Genomic DNA, 18,785 nt, shown 5'->3' with positions numbered 1-18,785 from the left:
GCCTGTGGCCGGATGCCTGCTGGATCCCCCGGGCGAGTAGCGGTCTTTCGCATGGCAGGCTATGAATCGGCTCAGTCGATTGTCGTCGGGGCAGACGCATCAAGCCATGCCGACCTTGCGTTGCAAAGTCCAAAATCCGCACGCATCCGGCCATGCATGATGCTCCGGAACCGGCTGCGCGCGCCGATTTGCTCCACCGCTCAATCGCGCTCCATGTCGACAGAGGTCCATGGCCCTATGCCGCCAGCCTGATCCACCACCGCGGGTTCCGCGATGCGCTACGCTTATATTGCGCTGCAGTGATCCAGCGACCGGAGATGCCCTGGCCGGCGGATAAATTCTTCGGCCAGAGGCTGCGCTATCTTGTGTCTTTTTCTCTGATCGGTCTCGATGCGCGCTGGCGCCGGGGGGGCGGCGAGGCGCCGACGCTCGCTACACTCCAGCGTGTCGCGCCAGCCAGCGCTCGGCAGATCGCAGAGCTAGTCGTCACGCTCAGGCTGGGCGGTTACGTCACCGCGCAGCGACTGCCCGCAGACCGTCGAGCTTTGCGGTTGAGCCCCTCGATGACACTGCTTCAGGAAATCGGCCGCTCACCCCTGGCTTTTCTGGAGGCCTCCGAACGCTTGGTTCCGGCTGCGTCGCCGATGGTTGCGAAGCTTCGGTTGGATGCTGCTGCGTTAGCGGATTGGCTCGGAGCCTCCTATGAGATGTTCCTGCAGGAGGACGTCTACTTCGGTCCCTTTTGCAACGTAGTCGAATTCACCGGTCAGGATTGTGGGTACTCCGTGCTGTCGGCCGTGCTGGCCACACACTATGCCGCGCTGTCGGGCGTCGCCGCCCCGGCGCCCCTATCCTACAGCGGATTGGCCGAGCGATTTCGAGTCTCACGTCAGCACATCGGCAATATCCTCTCGAGCGCGGAACGACGCGGATGCTTCAGCGTCGGCCGCGGCGGTCGCAGCGTTGCCATTTCGGCAGACTTCTTGTCGGAGTTTGAGACTTGGGCAGCAGGGCAGATGGCACATTACCGCGTGCTCGCCGAGCGTGTATGACGGGTGCGGGCAATGTATTCGGTGTAGTCGCCGCCATAAGCAGTGAGCTAGGTGGGCTTACAGGCCCGCCGTGAACGTAGGTGTACGTCTGCTTTCGGGCAGAGTCTCAAGGTCGGCTCCTGGCGCATCAGACGAGCGACAGATGCAGCATGATGCGCTTCGGATGCGGCATCCCGATGGAGGATGCGTCATGCTTGTCGAAGCTCAGCAGACCCATCAGCGTCCGGCTTGGAATACCGGCCGCATCATAGGTCCAAAGCCGCCCCTGAAGCCGCGTCATATCTGGGCGATCAGGACACGGCTTCAGCACGACCGACGCGTGCGAGATTTGGCGATGTTTAATCTCGCCATCGACAGCAAGCTACGTGGTTGTGATCTCGTCCGGCTTCGTGTGGGCGATGTCATGCTCGGCGGAACCGTGCGGCTGCGAACATCGATCATTCAGCAGAAGACCGGCCGGCCAGTGCCTTTCGAGCTGACGGATCCGACCCGAGAGACGTTGACAGCCTGGCTTAGGAGACGACCAACGGCAACCGGCGATTGGCTCTTCCCGAGCCGCAGCCGACCCGGCGATCACTTGACGACGAGGCAATACGGCCGGCTTCTCGATGGCTGGGTCGCCTTGATCGGCCTCGATCCCGCGCTCTATGGAACGCACAGCCTGCGGCGGACAAAAGTTGCGTTGATCTACAAGCGAACCGGCAACCTTCGTGCCTGTCAGCTGCTATTGGGCCATTCCAAGCTCGAAAGCACGGTCCGATACCTCGGCATAGAAGTTGATGATGCCCTGCTCCTTTCCGAGCAGACGGATCTATGAGCTTTCCAGTCTAGCAAAAGAAGCCCTGCCGCTTGCGGAATTCCAATGGTGGCCCTGCGGTGAACATGGGCGAGGCGGCTTTGATTGCCGCCTCGCCCATGCATGTCAGCCCCCGACGAATGTCAGGATGTCCCTGTTCACGACATCCGCATGGGTCGTCGCCATGCCGTGGGGCAGCTTGTTGTAGATGTTCAGCGTCGCTCGCTTGAGCAGCTTGGCGGTGAGCGGAGCGCTGTCGCCGATCGGGACGACCTGATCGTCATCACCATGCATCACCAGCACCGGGGCCTCGATCGCCTTGAGGTCATCGGTGAAGTCGGTCTCCGAAAAGGCCTTGATGCCGTCATGGTGAGCCTTGGCTGCGCCCATCATGCCCTGGCGCCACCAGTTCTGGACGAGGCTCGGATCCGCTTCGACGCCCGGTCGGTTGAAACCGTAGAACGGTCCCGCAGCGAGATCGGTGTAGAACCTGCTGCGATTGGCCGCGATGCTCTTGCGAAACCCGTCGAATACCTCGATCGGCAGGCCGCCGGGGTTACGGTCGGTCTTGACCATGATCGGCGGCACTGCGCCGATCAGGACGAGCTTTGCCGTGCGCTTTTTGCCGTGACGGGCGACATAGCGCGTGGCCTCGCCGCCACCGGTCGAATGGCCAACATGGACGGCATTGCGCAGGTCGAGATGCTCGACCACGGCCGCGACGTCGGCAGCGTAATGGTCCATGTCATGACCGTCGGAGACCTGGCTGGAACGGCCATGCCCACGCCGGTCATGCGCGACGACCCGGAAGCCCTGCGCCAGGAAGAACAGCATCTGCGCGTCCCAGTCATCGGCGCTGAGCGGCCAGCCATGGTGGAAGACGAATGGCTGCGCCGATTTCGGGCCCCAATCCTTGTAGAAGATCTCGACGCCATCACGGGTCGTCATATAGTTCATGCGTTGGCTCCTTCTGCTATTCCGAGGGGAAACGGCGGCGGGTTGTGCGAAAGACGAGAGCGGGAGCGTGCCAGCCGCCGCCACGCAAGCGCCGCCGCACAAGAGGCCGCGCCGGCTGCAATCAGTTGGGCTGGACGATGGATCGTTCGGCATTGGCGCCTCCGAGGCGCGGCTATGGGGTTGCAATCGACGCCTCCGGGCGATGCTTGGCTGAGCATCTCCTGAAGAGCCGGCATTGAGGCCGCTACAAATATTTCGAGAATCTTGCGGCTTATCGAAGCTCTTCAAGCTTGGACCAAGCATATTTTCAATCAATAAGCTCGGCGTCGGTTCATTCTATGCTAACGTATAGGTCATATCGACTTTTGAATATTTGTTTTCAACAAGCCTCGCCTCAATCTCGGATCTCTTCAGATGGAGATCCGCATGAACAAACTCTCGAACAAGGTCGCTGTGATCACCGGCGGCAATAGTGGCATCGGTTTCGCGACGGCGCGCGCCTTCCTGGCGGAAGGCGCGAATGTCTTGATCGTCGGGCGCCGCCAGGAAGCGGTCGATCGAGCCGTGGAGGCCCTCGGGCAAGGGGCGATCGGTCTTGCCGGCGACGTTGCCGATCTCTCCACGCATGAACGCGTCGCCGCCTTCGTGGCGCAACGGTTCGGCAAGGCCGATATCTACATGGCGAATGCCGGCGGCATCCGGGTCCAGCCGAGCCTGGCGGTGACGCCACAGGATTACGACGTGCAATTTCTCGCCAATGCGCGCGGCACCTTCTTCGGCGTGCAGAAGATCGCCCCGGTGCTGCGCGATGGCGGAGCTATCCTGCTGACCAGCTCGATCGCCAGCCGCAAGGTGCTCGACGGCCACGCCGTCTATGCCGGCAGCAAGGCTGCGATCGAGGCATTCGCCCGCAACTGGGCTTTGGAGTTCAAGGATCAGCGTATCCGCGTCAACGTGCTCAGCCCCGGTCCGACCGCGACGCCGATCATCGGAAAGCTCGGCATCCCGGCCGAGGCGCTGTCACAGGTCGAGAACGTGGCCGCACAGGCGATCCCGTTTGGCCGGATGGGCGAGGCCGACGAGCTCGCTCAAGCCGCGCTTTTCCTGTGTTCAGCGCAGAGTGACTTCGTGACGGGCGTCAATCTCACCGTCGATGGCGGCATGGCGCTGACTTGACCGCAGGCAGAGCGCTCGTTCTTGCGCATCGGGCGCGGTGATCGGACTGCCGCGCTTGGAGCCTGCTCCATGCCGTTGTTCATCCCACCGCGCCACCGCGACCACTTCCGGTTTCGCTCAAAGGTCCTACGCGGCGTTGGTCGCGCGCATTCTCACCGGCAGGGCTTCCCAGGCCCGGATGAGTTCGCCGATCGAGGCGACCTCCATCTTCCGCATCAGATTGCCTCTGTGCAGCTTGACCGTGACCTCGCTGATGCCGAGGTCGAAGGCGATCTGCTTGTTGAGACGTCCCCGCGTCACCTCATGCATGATTTCGCGCTCCCGCGGCGTCAGTGTCTGCACCCGCTCGACATAGCCCTTGATCTTGGCGGCTTCCGCGCGTCGTACCGCATCCAGCCCGATCGCAGCGTTGACCGCGTCCAGCAGCGTCTGATCGCGGACCGGTTTCGTCAGAAAATCGACGGCGCCGGCCTTCATGGCCTGGACGGTCATCGGGATATCGCCATGCGCCGTCAGGAAGATGATCGGCTTGGGATTTCCGCTCGACGTCAGATGCCGCTGCAGATCGAGCCCGCTCGAACCGGGCATGCGGACGTCGAGGATCAGGCAGCCCGGCTGATCGAGGGCGCTGGTCTCAAGCAGGGCTTTGGTCGAGTTGAACGAAATCGCCTCGAAGCCGGCCGACAGCATCAACTCGCACAGCGCCTCACGAACCGAAGCGTCGTCATCGACGATGATGACGAGGGGATGCTTCGCCCCGTCCTGGCGTTGTGCCGGCAGCGACCTCGACCTTGGCGAGAGTGAGCGATCAATGATCATGTTCCAACTTCCACATCTCTCAGAAGCATTGTCTGCGCCGGTCGCTCTTGTTCACGCGAACCGGCGCTCATTTCGCTGGAAGACGCACTATCGACGCAGGGCACGCGCGATCGCCGCGAGCAGCGCCTGGCCGTCGAAGGGCTTGCAGAAGAAGCTCTCCACGGCACGCGCCCTGATCTGGTCGGCGATCTCATGGCGCCCGGTGATCAGAAAGACCGGCAGTTCCGGGCGCTCCCTGTTCACGAGCTCGCGCAGCTCGAAGCCATCCAGGCCCGGCATGCCGATATCGGTGATGAGGAGGTCCAGCCCGGAGAGACCGGCTTGGGTCAAGGCTGCCGCCGACGGGAAGCTGCGAACCGCATAGCCGGCGGATTCGAGCAGATCTTCGAGCGATTCCAGCAACCGCGGATCATCATCGACGACAGCCACGATGTATTTGTGCGTGCACAAGCCTAGATTCCTCCCATCCGGCGCGAATGCTGGATCGGGATTTCCAACCGTTCGGCAATTCGCACCAGGTCGGCGAGCGATGGCGCCGCCATTTTTTGCATGACGTTTCTTCTGTGGATCTGCAGGGTGACTTCGCTGATGCCGAGCTCGGCCGCGGCCTGCTTGTTGAGCAGCCCGCTCACCACCAGAGGCAGGACTTCACGCTCGCGCGGAGACAGCTCCTGATAACGCTGGCGCAGCAGCGCGACCTCGGCACGTTTCGTCCTCGTTTCCCGGTCCTGCGCGATCGCCGAGCCGATCGCCGCCATAAGCGCGGTATCGCTGAACGGCTTGGTCAGGAAGTCGACGGCACCATGCTTGATGGCGCGCACCGATGAGGGAATGTCGCCATGGCCGGTGATGAACACGATGGGCGGATGGTCATCCCGCGCGATCTGTCTTTGCAGTTCGAGCCCGTTGATATCGGGAAGCTCAACGTCGAGGATGAGGCAGGCGGGAAGGTCCGGCTTGTCGGCGCCGATATATTCACCGGCGGATTGGAACAGCGCCGACCGGACTCCGTTGGCCTCGAGCAATTCGCCCAGCGCCTCGCGCAGAGCCTCGTCATCGTCGACGATGAACACGATGGTGTCGTCAACGATCATGGTCCGCTTTCGCTTCGACAGGCAGGGTGAAAATGAAGATCGCCCCTCTGGGCTGATTGTCCTCGGCCCAGAGACGCCCGCCATGGGATTCGATGATGGTGCGCGATATCGCGAGCCCCATGCCCATGCCCTTGGATTTGGTCGAGAAGAACGGCTCGAAGACCTTCTCGATGGCGCTGATACCCGCGCCCGTATCGCGGACTTCGGTGCGGATGAGATCGTCGGTACGCATCGACCGGATATGAAGCGCCCCGCGCTGTGTCGGCTCCATCGCCTCGATACCGTTGCGGATCAAATTGACCAGAACCTGCTGGATCTGGATGCGGTCCAGGGCCAGCGGTGGCAGCCCTGGCTCGACATCGATCTCGATGCGGATCCGCCGCCGGGTCGCCTCTTCCAGCATCAGGTCCCTGGCCTCGCGGAGGATGGTGTCGAGCTGCCAGAAGCTCCGCGCCTCGACCGTCTGCCTGAACAAGGCGCGGACCCTGCCGACCACGTCGGCGGCGGAATTCGCGTCCCGGATGATGCGCTCGACGGTCTTCTGCGCTCGCTCCAGATTGGGCGGGTCCGAGGTGAGCCAGCGTTGGCAGGCATGCGAGTTGGCGACGACGGCCGCGAGGGGCTGGTTGACCTCATGGGCGATCGAGGCGGAGAGCTCTGCCAGGCTCGCGGCCTGTGCTGCGCGCGCGAGCCGTTCCTGCGTCAGGGTCAGCGCTTCCTGCGCCCGCACCTGATCTTCGATCTCGAAGCAGATGCCGTTCCACTGGACGATCTCGCCCTCGGCATTCCGCATCGCGGCGGTTCGCGTCTCGACCCAACGGTATGCGCCGTCGGCTCGCCTGAGGCGATGCTTCATCGCGTAAGGGATGCCCATCGCCAGTGAATGCGCATATCGCTCTTTGACGTCGGGGAGATCGTCGGGGTGGATGATCGCGTCGAGGGTGCCGGTCAGACGCGTCTTGCCCTCCTCGTCCTTGTCACCGAGCCCGAAGCCAAGAAATTCCCGCAGCTTCTCGCTGCGATAGATCGGCTCCCCGTTCGGTGCGGCGCAGTAGATGAGGGCCGGCAGCGTCTCGACCAATTGGCGCAGCGAACGCTCGCTTTCCCGGAGAGCCTCCTCCACCCGCAATTGATCATCAACGTCGTGTGACAGGCCGTGCCACTGGATGATGCTGCCGTCCTCGTCCAGGAGCGGCTCTGCGCGCCCATCCATCCAGCGATAGACGCCATCGTGGCGGCGCAGGCGATAACGCATGGCGAAAGGTCGGCCGCTGCTTAGACAAGCCTTGAGACCGGCCCACACGCGCGCGGCATCGTCCGGATGGACCGCAGCCTTCAGCGCTGCCGCATATTGCTCCGTCTGGGGCTGTTCGAGGCTGCCTTCGTCGAGGCCCAGGAAATCGATGAAGCGGCGGTTGAAGAAGTTCGGCGCCCCAGTTGGAGTCAGCCGCCAAAGGAAGCTCGGCACCAGATCGACGAGCCGCGTCAATTCCTGCTTGCGCAGATGCAGCTCCGTCTGCGTGGTGATCAGATCGTGGATATCGACCGATACGCCGTACCACCGGATGATCTGGCCCGCCTCGTCGCGCAGGGCCTCAGCTCGCGTTTCAGTCCAGCGATAGGTGCCGTCGGCGCGGTGCTGAAGGTATTTGATCGCGTACGGCGCACCCGTTGCGACGGATCGGGCGAATGTCCGCTCCGCCTGCTCCAGAAAATCGGGATGGATCATCCTCTTGAGCGTGAGTGACCCATCAGTTGCCGTAACGGTCTCGGTCGTGGCGCCCGTTACCTCCATCATCCGCCTATTGAGATAGACGGGATGGCCTGCCCCGGTCATGCTCCAGATCATGGCCGGGACCGTGTCGATCAACTGCTCGAGATGTTGCTCTCTGGCGCGCAGGGCAGCCTCGGTCTTCTTGTAGACGTCGATGTCGATCGAGGTGCCGAACCAGCCTGTGATCTGGCCATTGTCATCCCGCGTCGGCCGCGCCGAGATGCGGTGCCAGACATATTGCCCGGTCGCGCGCAGCATCCGGTATTCAATGTTCCACGGCTCGCCAGTCTTCAGGCAGTGACGCAGGGTGGAGGCTGCCCTCTCGACATCGTCGGGATGGACGCCGCGCATCCAGCCGGCTTCGCCGCCGTCGATGAATTCGCGTTCGCCGAGGCGGCGATTGAGGTCCTCCAGGGCCATGTCGATCGCGACCTGGGCAGCCGGCGTGACATAGGTGAACCTGCCCATCGCATCGAAGGCCCAGGCCTTGCCATGCAGGCTCTCGAGCACCTTGGCTGCCTTGACCGCCTCCATGGTCGTTCCTAGGGATTCCGCGACGCTCCACCGATCATCCGGTCGGGAGACCATCGCGTCGACGTCGACGCTCACGCCATAGCCCGGCTCGGCGCGCAACTCCGTCCAGTGGTAGCTGCCGTCCGGCTGGCGCAGCCGGTAGCCCGTCACCTGCGGCACACCCGTCCAGAATGCGTAGGCCGCGGCATGCGCGATCGCGGCCCGATCATCGGGGTGGATCGCGCCGTGCGCCGGAACTGGCCCGAACCCCTCCGGCTGCCCCAGTTCTGGTCGCCGCGGCACAGCGGAATGGTTGCCGCGGCGAAGCGGGGCGGGGACAAGCAGCAGGCCGATACAAGCGGCGACAGCGACAAGCGCCCCGAGCGAAAGCGCAGCTTCCCTTATGGCTCCCGGATAGAACAGGGCAGCTAAGGCCGACGCGGCGAAGGCGATCAGCAGCCCGATCCAGACCGCCAGGATCCAATAGCCCCGAGCATAGAGAAACACCGCGCCCAGCGGAGCCAGGACGCCGAAGAGTGTCCCGGTTGACCAGCATGCCGCGAGACCGACAGCCAGCGAGACGATCATCAACGCCGGCGGCGTTCGGCGAAGCGCTGATACCATGATCGGCTGTCCCTTTCGGAGACGGAATGCCTGGAAACCGTCACAGCTTCGTCTAGCACCAGTCTTCCAAGGCGCGACTGGCTAGCTCACCAGAAACTAGCGCCGGGACGCCGCAGCCGCACTTATGGAAATCCATGACTTGCCGGAAAATCGAGTCGTGAAGAATGAGGCCTAGGCCGGCTCGGCCAGCGAAAGGCCGCTTGCTGCGCAGCAATCATGGATAAGGTCGATGATCTCGTTCCTAGCGGAGGTCCCCGAGGCGAGGCTCGCGATGCGAAACTGCAGTTCCACCTCGATCGCCTTCGCGTCGATACCCTTCAGGGCGACGGCCGGCGGCGGCTCCTTGACGATCCGGGTGCTGGCTTCCAGCACGGATTGCATGGCGCCCTCGACGATGCGCGGCCTTTGCCCGGCGGTAAAGCGAACGCCCAATGTGATGAGATGGGACTCGTCGGGACGGCTCAGGCTGGTCAGGCTCTGCTTGGCCAGCAGGCTGTTCGGCAGCACGACGATGTTGTTCAACCCGGTCAGAAGATTGGTGGAGCGCCAGTTGGTTTCGGTGACGCGACCAGCCGTGCCGTCGCTGAGCTGCACCCAGTCGCCGATTGCATAGGCCTTGCCGAGCGTCAGCGCGATGCCGGAAAAGACGTCGCCGAGCGTATTCTGCAACGCCAGGCCCAGGATGAGCGCGACGACGCCGGAGGTCGTCACCAGGGTGGCGATCGGCAGGCCGAAGACGAAGCCCATCACCGACAGCGCCACGCCGAGATAAATGGCCGCAACTGCCATATCCAGGATCAGGTGCGCCTCCCGCGGCTTGCGGTTCAGCCTGACATAGATGTGGATGAAGCCGATGATCGTCCAGGCGAGATGGGTCCACCAGAGAATCCTGGCGGATTTGGAGAGCAACGCGGTCAGGCCTTCGGCATAGGCATCGTCGGGCTGATGCGGAGCGATGCCGCCCAGGTAGAGCACGAGGCTCATGCCGGCGAAGAACATGATCTGGACAATCAGGCGGCCTGTCGGGCGGTCGCAACCCTGGATGTGCCAGATGACGATGCCGGCAAGTCCCAGGACGTTGATCAGGACAAGCGGGATGGTGTGGTCATCGCCGAACATGAAGGGAGGCCTCGATCACGATCGCCCGCGCTGAGAAGGGCGGTGCCGGGTCGAAACCCGGCTTGCTCGTCTACTTTTTGAGCGGGAACGTGAGTTCCTGCTGGGCGGTATCGACGACGAAGACGGCCAGCAGCTTTGCCGGCTGCGTCCTGCTGGCGTTCTCGCTAACGCCGTGGCGGTCGCCCGGCAGTTCCGAGAAGCTTTCGCCGGCCTTGTAGACCGTGGCGGGCCCGTCATTGACCTGGCTGCGGATCGCCCCTTCGAGCACGGTCGCATAGATGAAGGCCGAAGTCGGGTGCGTGTGGCCCTCCGAAAAGCCGCCAGGTGCGTACTCGACCAGCACACCCCTCATGCTCTTGCCCGGTACGTTCGGCAGTTCGTGGTCGTAGACCACTGTGACCTTCGCACCTTCGCCGCCACCAGGCGTGTCATGCGCCAGAGCCGGGGCAGACAGGAGAGCCGTCAACGCAACGGCACGTACCAATGATCTGATCATGCTTATCGTCCTTTCATGAAGGAACCGATGAGCCGGTTCGGGGCCGGCTCGTCTGCAGGCCGTTACTTCCGGAGAGCCGTCGCGAACCAGCGATCGAAATCGATGCGGCCGATACGGGGGTTGTTGTCGGAGACGAGCGAGCCGGCCTCCAGCCTGGTCCCGAAATAGCGGGCCTTCGGATCGGGGACGACGGTGCGAGAATCTCCGATCGCCTTGAGGTAGCGCGCGACGAAATCGCAGAGGCGCGCGCGTTCGGGGCCGGCGATTTCGACGATGCCATCGGTCGGTGCGGCCAACGCTGCCTCAGCCACGAAATCGGCGACGTCGTCGGAGGCGATCGGCTGCAGATTGCCTGTCGACAGATGGGTGGTCCCGCCAACCGTTCCCGCCTGGGCGATGCCGCCGAGGAACTCCATGAACTGGGTCGACCGCAATATGGTGTAGGGAATGCCGGCCTCGCCAACGATTCTTTCCTGCGCCACCTTGGCACGAAGATAGCCGCTTTCCGGCAGCCGGTCGGTGCCGACGATGGAGAGCGCGACATGGTGCTTCACGCCCGCCTTCTTCTCAGCCGCCATCAGATTCCGGCCCGATGTCTGGAAGAATTCGAGCACGGCCTTGTCCTCGAAGGAGGGCGAGTTCGCGAGGTCGATCACGACCTTGGCATCCTTCAGCGCTTCCGCCAGGCCCTCGCCCGTGATCGTGTTGACGCCGGTATTGGGGGCGGCGGCAACGACGTCATGCCCTTTCTGGCGCAGGCGCTCCGCAGTCTTGGAACCGATCAGGCCGGTTCCGCCGATAATCACGATTTTCATCTGATGTCTCCGTTCGCTGCTATCCCTGCGGCACGCCGTTCGTCAGGCTTGCGGACGAACAGCGCCGATGGGGACGGCCTTGGGCCGAACCGCATATGTCCTAGAGGCGCCTCGGTTCGGCTCGATCGAGAAAGGTTCAGTAGTCCCAGAAGGCCGGGACCCAGCGGAAGGCGTTGCCGTCGACGGCTACCCGGCCGACGGACGGGAACGGCAGATGGGTCGCCACCAGTTGCTCGCCGGTCGCCGCGAGTTCCGTCAGAAGACGAACCCGGACGCGGGCGGCCTCCTCGGGGTCGTGCTCGAAACCATTGTGCCAGTCGGGGTGGTCGAAACCGACAGTGAAGACGGCGTCGCCGGCGAAGGTCAGCCGATCACCGCCAGATGCCAGGCGGACCACGCTGTGACCGGGGGTGTGGCCGCCGGTGCGGCGCACGATCACCCCCGGCGCGATCTCATGCTCCTCGTCGAACGGCCGCAGATGGTTGCGATACTCCCGGGCGAAGCGCTTCGCAGTGGCCCGCAGTGCATCCGGGAAGCCGGCGGGCATGTTGACCTGGCTGAAATCCGGCGCTTCCCAGAACTTGACCTCGGCGGCAGCGACATGGATCCGCAAATCCGCACGAAGCTGCTCTTTCACGCCTTCGACCAGCAGCCCGCCGACATGGTCCATGTGCATATGCGTCAGCACGACATCGGTGACCGATGCGAGGTCGATACCGGCGGCCGCCAATCGCTTGATCAGCTGGCCTGCCTTGGGCAGGTTCAGGTTCGGGTCCAGTCCCAGTCCCGCATCGACGAGAATGGTCTGGTCGCCGCTGCGGACGACGACCACGTTCAGCGACCAGTCGAAGGCGTCCTGCGGCAGGAACATCTCGTTCAACCACGTCGCCCGCTCGGTCGCGGCGACGTTGTGGCCCAACATCTTGGTCGGAAGCGGCAATACGCCATCGCTGATGATCAGCACCTCGATATCGCCGATCTGCACCGCATAGCGCGATGGAACAAGCTCTTCGGGTCCTGTCCTGCTTGGGCGTGAGGCGGTGTCCGGGCTCATGACTGTCTCCTATTGACGCCGCTCTGCTCACGGCACCGGAGACGCTATTGGGAGCCCGTTTTTCGGTCGATTGGGTCTAGGAATAGGGCGAGCCATACCAAATCATAGGTTCGCACCGTCCGGCTGGCTGCCTGGCCCAGGGGCGCGCCGCTCAAACACATCGAAAGGGGCTGCCGCTGAAGGCAAGAATGCGGGCGATGCGAGAACGCGCCCATCCGATGCCGGGCGCAGAAGGGTCCACTCCTATCCATTGGTGTGCATCGACTAGACCGTTGCCTGATTACGCCGGGCACCCGTTCCGAGCCTATTTGCCGACGCCGTTGCCACCGAGAACGTGGCCGATGCGGCGCAGTTGCAGGATTGGCAGGAGGCTCCCGTGGGACAGCCACAAACGATGAAGACCTTTAAGACCGAAGACAGGCCGGGGCCTGACGACCTCGTTCCGTCGCGCTACGCAGTGCGGGTCGGCGAGATCGATGTACTCGTGATTAGCGACGGCGTTCTGGAGCCGCCTGCCGAGTCGATGGCGACCAATGCCGACCCGGCGACCCGGAATGCGTGGCTCGACCGGTCCTTCCTGGCGCATGACACGTTCGATTGGGCGCTGAACGCTGTCGCGGTGCGCAGCGGGGCCCAGACCATTCTCATCGATAGCGGGATTGGTGGTGAAGTTCCGGACTTCACGCGTGCCGGGCTGTTCGGCCATCGGCTGGCCGCCGCAGGCGTCGATCTGGCTGCCGTGACCGATGTGGTGCTGACGCATCTGCACTTCGACCATGTCGGCGGGCTGCTCGTCGAAGGGGTGAAGGAGCAGCTACGTCCGGACCTGCGGATTCATGTCTCCGCCGCGGAAGCCGCATTCTGGAAAGCGCCTGATTTCTCACGCACCGGTATGCCACCGGCGCTTGCAGAGATCGCCAGAAATGCGTCGAGGCGCTTCCTGGATATGTACCAGGCTGAGTTGCGCACATTCGAACAGGAACAGCAGGTTGCGCCGGGCGTGGTCATCACGCGCACCGGAGGCCATACCCCCGGGCACAGCGTGGTCCGCATCGCATCGGGCAGCGACAGGCTGATGTTCGGTGGCGACGCCATCTTCCCGGTCTCGTTCGACCATCCCGAATGGCATAACGGCTTCGAACACGATCCCGAAGAGGCGACCCGTGTTCGGCTGCGCCTGATGCAGGAGCTGGCGACGACTGGCTCCTGGCTGGTTTCCACGCATATGCCCTTCCCGTCCGTCGGGCGCGTGGCGGCGGAAGGGAAACTCTTTCGCTGGGTGCCCGCCTGGTGGGACTACTAAGCGGCTGATCGGACGCTGCCAGGTTGAAAGCCGGCAGCGCCAGAGCGTGGAAGATCTCGGCTGAACCTCACGAACGTACCGAGATCGCGCCCGCTATCCATCCTCAGTGGAGCCAGCCAGTCGCAGCTCACGTCGCAGAGGTTCGATGGCTCCACCGCCCTGTAACGCATACTTGACGGTTGCGGACCGACGTCAGTCGTCCTGGCCGACGCACAGGATGTCCGCTTCCAGGTAAGGATCGAATGTCTGGTTATGGCGCATCAGTTGCGACAGGTCCGATGGCTCTCGCATTGAAGATGGTTGTTGCCTGCGCGTTGCGGACTGAAAGTCCCAGGGGCGCGGCTCAGGCGTATTCGGGGCGGCGCGGCGTGAACACGTCGAGATTGATCACTGGCTCGTCGCCGACGACCTCGCCCCAATGCTCGACATTCGACGGGATCACGACCAGCCCTCCCGGGCCGATCAGATGCTCCTCTCCGCCGATGACGAAGCGGATCGTGCCGCTGACGATATAGGCGATCTGCTCATGGGGATGGCTGTGCGGCTTGGGCTCATGGCCAGGCATCAGCCGGTGCAGCGCCAGCGTGGCGGCACTGCCGGAAAACGCCTTGCGGTCAACGCCCGGGCGCACCGGCGTCCAGGGGATCCCGCTCCAGTCGATCTTGTGGATGTCCATGGCAACTCTCCGATTGTCGCTTTGATTGTCACTTGGCCGCGCCGAGAATTCCCGACGGGCGGATGAACAGGAACAGCAGCAGCACCGACAGCGCCGCGACGTTCTTCAGCCCCGCGCCGAGGCCGACGATGGCGAGCGCCTGCAACAGTCCGAGCAGCAGTCCCCCGAGGAAGGCACCGAAGGGACGCCCGAAACCGCCGACGATCGCGGCGATGAAGCCGCTGATCGCAAAGGGCACACCGACATTGAAGGCGGTGTACTGCGTTGGCGTGATCAGGATGCCGGCGATGGCGCCCAGCGCCGCGCTCAGTGCGAAGGCCAGCGCCAGCATGCGCGAGACGGGAATCCCCTGCAGAGCCGCGGCCTCGCGGTTGATCGAGCAGGCGCGCATCGCCTTGCCGGTGCGCGTCAGGCCGAAGAAGGCGGCGAGTGCGCCCACGATCGTGAGCGATCCGACGATGATCCAGATCAGCTGGTAGCCGAGTGCGACGGAACCGATCATCACCGGCGGCCGGTCCGTGAAGACGGGCAGGGTCTTGGGCTGGTCGCCGACTGCGATCAGGGTCAGTCGCTCGATCACGATCTGGGCGGCGAGCGTCGCCAGGATCATCACGAACATCGTCGCCTTGCGGTTCCAGAGTGGCCTGACGACGACACGCTCGATCGTGACGCCGAGCATGGCGACCGCAGCCACCGCGATCAGTGCGGCGACCGGCAGCGGCACGCCGTTCCGCGCAAACAGCACCTGGGTGATCATGCCGCCGAGCATCACGAACGCGCCCTGGGCAAAGTTCACGATGCCGCTGGCGTTGTAGATGACGCAGAAGCCGATGCCGATCAGCCCATAGACGCAACCGATGCCGAGCCCGCTGACGAGCACCTGCGGGATATAGGACCAGTCAGCCATGGGCCGCCTCCTGTGTGGCTGACTCCCCGGCAGCAGGCTTGCCCATGCCGAGATAGGCCGCGATCACCGCGGGATCGGCGCGGACCTCGGCGGGGGTGCCCTGCGCGATCTTGCGGCCGAAATCGACCACGACGACGCGGTCGGCGGTGTTCATCACCAGCGTCATGTCGTGCTCGATCAGCAGCACGCTGGTGCCGTCCTCGGCGATGCGGCGAATGATCCGCGACAGGGCCGCCGATTCCTCGGTGTTGAGACCGGCGGCCGGCTCGTCGAGCAGGATGAGCCGCGGGCCTGCGGCCATGGCGCGCGCCAGCTCCAGCATGCGCTGGCGGCCATAGGGCAGGGCCGAGGCGGGTTCGTCCGCGAAGGCGGAGAGGCCGGCAAAGGCGAGGAGATCGCGCGAGCGCGCCTCGACCGCCTGTTCCTCGCGGCGCGCGGACGCCGGCCGCAGCAGCGCCGCGAACAGTCCGGCCTTGCCCTGCAGATGGCAGCCGACCTTGACGTTGTCGAGCACGCTCAGATCCTCGAACAGCTTGACGAGCTGGAAGGTCCTGACCAGCCCGCCGGCAGCGATCTCGGCCGGCGGTCGGCCGGTGATGTCCCTGCCCTCGAAGGTGATCCGTCCGGCGCTCGGCGCCAGGAAGCCGGAGATCAGGCTGAACAGCGTGGTCTTGCCGGCGCCGTTCGGTCCGATCACCGCGGTGACGCCCTCGGCCGGCACCTCGAAGGAGACGTCGTCGACCGCGACGAGCCCGCCGAAGCGGCGCGTCACCCCTTCCAGTCTGAGCCGGATCATGAGCGGCCTCGCGGGGAAAACAGGCTGGCGAGCCCGCGCGGGGCATAGATCAGCAGCACGATCAGCACCGCGCCATAGGCCAGGTCCTGATAGTCCTTGAAGGCGCGGAAGGTCTCGGGCAGCAGGCTGACGATCAGCGCGCCGACCAGCGGGCCGGCAACCGTCCCGATCCCGCCGACATAGAGCATGGTGAAGGTGACGATGACCATGTGCAGCCCGAAGACCTCGGGGCTGACGAAGCCGACGACATGGACGAAGAGCGAGCCGGCGAGCGCCGCGAAGCCCGCCGAGAGCAGGAAGGCGATGAGCTTGTAGCGGGAAACCTCGATGCCGAGCGCCGTCGCCGCCTCCTCGCTGCCTGCGACCGCCGAGAGCGCCCGTCCGAAACGCGAACGCCGGATGCGCGCGGCGGCGAAGGCGCAGGCCGCGACGACCAGCGACAGCAGGATCAGCTGGCCGCGATCCGAGGTGACCTCATAGGGGCCGATGCCGAAGGGAGGGATGCCCGAGATGCCCATATAGCCCTGCGTCACCGACTGCCATTCGACCGTGATCTCATAGGTGATCAGGCCGATGGCGAGCGTGCCCATGGCGAGGTAGTGGCCCTTCAGCCTGAGTGTCGGAAAGCCGACGATCGCGGCGACCAGCACGGCGGCCACGATGCCCAGCAGCATGGCGGGCAGGGGCGGCCAGCCATGGCTGGCGGTCAGCACAGCCGAGAGATAGCCGCCGATCGCGGCGAAGGCGTTTTGGCCGAAGGAGACCTGCGCGGCAAAGCCCATGAACAGGTTCAGGCCGGTGACGAAGACCGCATAGATCAGCGCGAAGGAGACGACGGTCGCCGCATAGCCGCCGACCACCATGGCGTAGCCGACCACGATCGCGGCGAAGAGCCAGGGCAGCAGGCCGACCAGCCCGAACGAGCGCCGTTCAGGCGAAGTAATGCTGGGCGAGGTCGTCATGGGAGGTGATGTCACGCGGATCGAGTTCGGCGACGATGCGCCCGAGCGAAAGCAGGTAGACGCGGTTGGCGAGCTCGAGCGCCAGCGGCGCCTTCTGCTCGACCAGCACGATCGACAGGCCTTCGCGGTTGAGGAGGCCGAGCGTCTCCAGGATCTCCCCGGTGACGCGCGGCGCAAGGCCGAGCGAGGGCTCGTCCAGCAACAGGAGCTTCGGCCCGGCCATCAGTGCGCGGCCGAGCGCGAGCATCTGCTGCTCGCCGCCCGACATCGAGCCTGCGGCCTGGCCGAGCCGTTCCTTCAGGCGCGGGAACAGCGTCAGGACGCGTTCGCGGCGGCGGGCGAACTCGGCCTTGTCGCGCAGGCGATAGGCGCCGAGTTCGAGATTGTCGGCGACGCTCATCGGGGCGAACAGGCCGCGCCCCTCCGGCACCAGCACGATGCCGCGTGCGGCGACCGCGACCGCATCGTTCCGCGGCAGCGCCTCGCCGCGGAAGCGGACCTCGCCGCCATTGGCCGACAGCCCCATGATCGCGCGCAGCAGCGTCGACTTGCCGGCCCCGTTGGGGCCGAGCACGGCAACGAGCTCGCCTTCGCCGATGCGCAGGTCGACCCCATGCAGCGCATGGATATGGCCGTAGCGCGCCGAGAGGGCGGTTGCGGTCAGAATGGGCGGGGCAGTCCCCGCCCGGGGCACGGCCGCGGCGGCAAGGCTCATTGCACCACCTTGACCTTGCCGCCTTCGATCGTGGCGAGCACGAACGGGTTTTCGGTGATGCCCTGGTGCAGCTCCGGCTTGAAGTTGTAGATGCCGGTCGTGCCCTGGAAGCCGCTCAGTTCTTCATAGGCGGCGCGGACCTTCTCGCCTTCGAAGGACTTCGCCTTCTCGATCGCGGCGGCCGTCAGCATGACGCCGTCCCAGCCGCGCGAGGCCCAGTTCGGGTCACGGTCCTTGAATTTCTCGCGCCAGGGATCGAGGAAGCCCTTGATGCTGGCCTTGAGCGCGCCTTCCGGCAGCGCCTCGTAGACCTGCGAGGGCGAGGCGACGAAGAAGAACTTGTCGCCCAGCACCTCGGCAACCGGGCCGAACACGGCGAGGTCTTCCAGGCTGGTCAGCAGCAGCATGTCGGCGCCGAGCTGTTTGATGTTCTTGGCGGCGGTCAGGGTGGTGCCGCCGAGCCCGATCTTCAGGATCGCCCCGGCGCCGGCCGAGCGCGCCTTGCTGATCTGGACGCTGAGATCGGCGTCGTCCTGCTTGTACTGGTCGACTGAGACGACTTCGAGCCCGAATTTGGCGGCGTTGCGCTCGGCCACGCTCTTCTGGAGGTTGGCGTAGGGCGTCGGGTCGTGCAGCACCGCGATCTTGCGGATTTGGGTCTTCTCCTTGAGGTATTCCAGGCGCTTGTCGACCTCGAAGCCGGCCGGCGGCAGCGTGCTGAAGGCCCAGACCAGATGCTCGGCCTGCGTCGGCAGGATCGAGCACAGCATCATCGGCACCTTGGCGCGCTGCAGCAGGCCGGCCGCGGCGAAATTGCCGGCCGAGACGCAGCCGCTGACGAAGACGTCGACCTTGTCCGAGCTCAGCATCTTCCGGTAGACGGTCACCGCCTCCTGCGGCTCCGAGCGGTTGTCCTCGACGACGACCTGGATCTTGCGGCCCATCACGCCGCCCTTGGCGTTGAGCGCGGCAGCGGCAAGCTCGACGCCGTCGCGCCAGGCACGGTCGACGGTCGCGGCATAGCCGGTCAGGCCGGCGGAGACGCCGATCTTATAGGGCTCCTGGGCTCTGGCGGGCAGCGCGCCAGCCAGTGCGAGGCTTGCGGCAAGGCCTGCCGCCAAAAGGGTCTGCTTCATC

Annotated in this window: 19 protein-coding genes; 4 read left to right on the top strand and 15 right to left on the bottom strand. The window is 64.7% G+C overall.

What is annotated here, in order from left to right; genetic code table 11:
* The first annotated feature begins 152 nt into the window (after nt 1-152).
* The gene (locus tag AC1DS0_RS08800; protein ID WP_476813980.1) at nt 153-1,052 is read left to right on the top strand and encodes a MarR family transcriptional regulator; all 900 of its coding nucleotides are present in this window, start codon (nt 153-155) and stop codon (nt 1,050-1,052) included.
* A 190-nt stretch (nt 1,053-1,242) separates the two neighbouring features.
* A complete protein-coding gene (locus tag AC1DS0_RS08795; RefSeq protein WP_476813979.1) occupies nt 1,243-1,869 on the top strand; it encodes a tyrosine-type recombinase/integrase in 627 nt (208 codons plus the stop codon).
* Nucleotides 1,870-1,974: 105 nt separating this feature from the next.
* Here the strand turns inward: AC1DS0_RS08795 and AC1DS0_RS08790 are convergent, their stop codons facing one another.
* On the bottom strand, nt 1,975-2,805 hold the full coding sequence (locus tag AC1DS0_RS08790; RefSeq protein WP_476813978.1) for an alpha/beta fold hydrolase: 831 nt from the start codon (nt 2,803-2,805) through the stop codon (nt 1,975-1,977).
* Nucleotides 2,806-3,231: 426 nt separating this feature from the next.
* Between AC1DS0_RS08790 and AC1DS0_RS08785 the strand changes: the two genes are divergently transcribed.
* Nucleotides 3,232-3,981 carry an SDR family NAD(P)-dependent oxidoreductase gene (locus tag AC1DS0_RS08785; RefSeq protein WP_476813977.1) on the top strand — a complete coding sequence of 250 codons (750 nt, stop codon included), beginning with the start codon at nt 3,232-3,234 and terminating at the stop codon, nt 3,979-3,981.
* 126 nt (nt 3,982-4,107) lie between these two features.
* On the opposite strand, the gene AC1DS0_RS08780 is transcribed toward AC1DS0_RS08785, so the two are convergent.
* From AC1DS0_RS08780 to AC1DS0_RS08745, 8 genes are all read right to left on the bottom strand, one after another.
* A complete protein-coding gene (locus tag AC1DS0_RS08780; RefSeq protein ID WP_476813976.1) occupies nt 4,108-4,800 on the bottom strand; it encodes a response regulator transcription factor in 693 nt (230 codons plus the stop codon).
* Nucleotides 4,801-4,887: 87 nt separating this feature from the next.
* Nucleotides 4,888-5,250, bottom strand: a complete 363-nt coding sequence (locus tag AC1DS0_RS08775) for a response regulator (protein WP_476813975.1) — start codon at nt 5,248-5,250, stop codon at nt 4,888-4,890.
* Nucleotides 5,251-5,252: 2 nt separating this feature from the next.
* Nucleotides 5,253-5,894 carry a response regulator transcription factor gene (locus AC1DS0_RS08770; RefSeq protein WP_476813974.1) on the bottom strand — a complete coding sequence of 214 codons (642 nt, stop codon included), beginning with the start codon at nt 5,892-5,894 and terminating at the stop codon, nt 5,253-5,255.
* A complete protein-coding gene (locus tag AC1DS0_RS08765) occupies nt 5,884-8,805 on the bottom strand; it encodes a PAS domain-containing protein (protein ID WP_476813973.1) in 2,922 nt (973 codons plus the stop codon). Before AC1DS0_RS08765 ends, AC1DS0_RS08770 begins: the two co-directional genes overlap by 11 nt.
* Nucleotides 8,806-8,976: 171 nt before the next feature.
* Nucleotides 8,977-9,924, bottom strand: a complete 948-nt coding sequence (locus AC1DS0_RS08760; RefSeq protein ID WP_476813972.1) for a mechanosensitive ion channel family protein — start codon at nt 9,922-9,924, stop codon at nt 8,977-8,979.
* Nucleotides 9,925-9,994: 70 nt separating this feature from the next.
* Nucleotides 9,995-10,420 carry a cupin domain-containing protein gene (locus AC1DS0_RS08755; RefSeq protein ID WP_476813971.1) on the bottom strand — a complete coding sequence of 142 codons (426 nt, stop codon included), beginning with the start codon at nt 10,418-10,420 and terminating at the stop codon, nt 9,995-9,997.
* 62 nt (nt 10,421-10,482) lie between these two features.
* Nucleotides 10,483-11,235, bottom strand: coding sequence for an SDR family oxidoreductase (locus AC1DS0_RS08750; protein WP_476813970.1), 753 nt, complete (start codon nt 11,233-11,235; stop codon nt 10,483-10,485).
* 136 nt (nt 11,236-11,371) lie between these two features.
* Nucleotides 11,372-12,289, bottom strand: a complete 918-nt coding sequence (locus AC1DS0_RS08745) for an MBL fold metallo-hydrolase (protein WP_476813969.1) — start codon at nt 12,287-12,289, stop codon at nt 11,372-11,374.
* A 394-nt stretch (nt 12,290-12,683) separates the two neighbouring features.
* Here AC1DS0_RS08745 and AC1DS0_RS08740 point away from each other — a divergent pair, with 394 nt between their 5' ends.
* On the top strand, nt 12,684-13,592 hold the full coding sequence (locus AC1DS0_RS08740; protein ID WP_476814029.1) for an MBL fold metallo-hydrolase: 909 nt from the start codon (nt 12,684-12,686) through the stop codon (nt 13,590-13,592).
* 343 nt (nt 13,593-13,935) lie between these two features.
* Here the strand turns inward: AC1DS0_RS08740 and AC1DS0_RS08735 are convergent, their stop codons facing one another.
* Genes AC1DS0_RS08735 through AC1DS0_RS08710 form a run of 6 tightly spaced genes read right to left on the bottom strand, consistent with a single transcriptional unit; the run spans nt 13,936 to nt 18,784 of the window.
* Complete coding sequence (locus tag AC1DS0_RS08735) at nt 13,936-14,268, bottom strand: cupin domain-containing protein (RefSeq protein ID WP_441514503.1); 333 nt, start codon at nt 14,266-14,268, stop codon at nt 13,936-13,938.
* Nucleotides 14,269-14,296: 28 nt separating this feature from the next.
* On the bottom strand, nt 14,297-15,175 hold the full coding sequence (locus tag AC1DS0_RS08730) for a branched-chain amino acid ABC transporter permease (protein WP_476813968.1): 879 nt from the start codon (nt 15,173-15,175) through the stop codon (nt 14,297-14,299).
* A complete protein-coding gene (locus tag AC1DS0_RS08725) occupies nt 15,168-15,971 on the bottom strand; it encodes an ABC transporter ATP-binding protein (RefSeq protein ID WP_476813967.1) in 804 nt (267 codons plus the stop codon). The genes AC1DS0_RS08730 and AC1DS0_RS08725 overlap by 8 nt, the downstream gene beginning before the upstream one ends.
* The gene (locus AC1DS0_RS08720; RefSeq protein ID WP_476813966.1) at nt 15,968-16,933 is read right to left on the bottom strand and encodes a branched-chain amino acid ABC transporter permease; all 966 of its coding nucleotides are present in this window, start codon (nt 16,931-16,933) and stop codon (nt 15,968-15,970) included. The genes AC1DS0_RS08725 and AC1DS0_RS08720 overlap by 4 nt, the downstream gene beginning before the upstream one ends.
* Nucleotides 16,902-17,648 (bottom strand): ABC transporter ATP-binding protein, encoded by a 747-nt coding sequence (locus AC1DS0_RS08715; RefSeq protein WP_476813965.1) that lies wholly within the window; start codon nt 17,646-17,648, stop codon nt 16,902-16,904. Before AC1DS0_RS08715 ends, AC1DS0_RS08720 begins: the two co-directional genes overlap by 32 nt.
* Nucleotides 17,645-18,784 carry an ABC transporter substrate-binding protein gene (locus AC1DS0_RS08710; protein WP_476813964.1) on the bottom strand — a complete coding sequence of 380 codons (1,140 nt, stop codon included), beginning with the start codon at nt 18,782-18,784 and terminating at the stop codon, nt 17,645-17,647. The genes AC1DS0_RS08715 and AC1DS0_RS08710 overlap by 4 nt, the downstream gene beginning before the upstream one ends.
* Nucleotide 18,785: the final 1 nt, after the last annotated feature.

The organism is Allobosea sp. P4_H5 (assembly GCF_056400825.1).
This window is presented reverse-complemented; position numbering and strand designations above follow the sequence as displayed.

Bases quoted from the DNA above. Each gene is read 5' to 3' on its own strand.
- AC1DS0_RS08800 (WP_476813980.1), top strand. From the start codon at position 153: ATGCATGATGCTCCGGAACCGGCTGCGCGCGCCGATTTGCTCCACCGC.
- AC1DS0_RS08795 (WP_476813979.1), top strand. From the start codon at position 1,243: ATGCTTGTCGAAGCTCAGCAGACCCATCAGCGTCCGGCTTGGAATACC.
- AC1DS0_RS08790 (WP_476813978.1), bottom strand. From the start codon at position 2,805: ATGAACTATATGACGACCCGTGATGGCGTCGAGATCTTCTACAAGGAT.
- AC1DS0_RS08785 (WP_476813977.1), top strand. From the start codon at position 3,232: ATGAACAAACTCTCGAACAAGGTCGCTGTGATCACCGGCGGCAATAGT.
- AC1DS0_RS08780 (WP_476813976.1), bottom strand. From the start codon at position 4,800: ATGATCATTGATCGCTCACTCTCGCCAAGGTCGAGGTCGCTGCCGGCA.
- AC1DS0_RS08770 (WP_476813974.1), bottom strand. From the start codon at position 5,894: ATGATCGTTGACGACACCATCGTGTTCATCGTCGACGATGACGAGGCT.
- AC1DS0_RS08765 (WP_476813973.1), bottom strand. From the start codon at position 8,805: ATGGTATCAGCGCTTCGCCGAACGCCGCCGGCGTTGATGATCGTCTCG.
- AC1DS0_RS08760 (WP_476813972.1), bottom strand. From the start codon at position 9,924: ATGTTCGGCGATGACCACACCATCCCGCTTGTCCTGATCAACGTCCTG.
- AC1DS0_RS08755 (WP_476813971.1), bottom strand. From the start codon at position 10,420: ATGATCAGATCATTGGTACGTGCCGTTGCGTTGACGGCTCTCCTGTCT.
- AC1DS0_RS08750 (WP_476813970.1), bottom strand. From the start codon at position 11,235: ATGAAAATCGTGATTATCGGCGGAACCGGCCTGATCGGTTCCAAGACT.
- AC1DS0_RS08745 (WP_476813969.1), bottom strand. From the start codon at position 12,289: ATGAGCCCGGACACCGCCTCACGCCCAAGCAGGACAGGACCCGAAGAG.
- AC1DS0_RS08740 (WP_476814029.1), top strand. From the start codon at position 12,684: ATGAAGACCTTTAAGACCGAAGACAGGCCGGGGCCTGACGACCTCGTT.
- AC1DS0_RS08735 (WP_441514503.1), bottom strand. From the start codon at position 14,268: ATGGACATCCACAAGATCGACTGGAGCGGGATCCCCTGGACGCCGGTG.
- AC1DS0_RS08730 (WP_476813968.1), bottom strand. From the start codon at position 15,175: ATGGCTGACTGGTCCTATATCCCGCAGGTGCTCGTCAGCGGGCTCGGC.
- AC1DS0_RS08725 (WP_476813967.1), bottom strand. From the start codon at position 15,971: ATGATCCGGCTCAGACTGGAAGGGGTGACGCGCCGCTTCGGCGGGCTC.
- AC1DS0_RS08720 (WP_476813966.1), bottom strand. From the start codon at position 16,933: ATGACGACCTCGCCCAGCATTACTTCGCCTGAACGGCGCTCGTTCGGG.
- AC1DS0_RS08715 (WP_476813965.1), bottom strand. From the start codon at position 17,648: ATGAGCCTTGCCGCCGCGGCCGTGCCCCGGGCGGGGACTGCCCCGCCC.
- AC1DS0_RS08710 (WP_476813964.1), bottom strand. From the start codon at position 18,784: ATGAAGCAGACCCTTTTGGCGGCAGGCCTTGCCGCAAGCCTCGCACTG.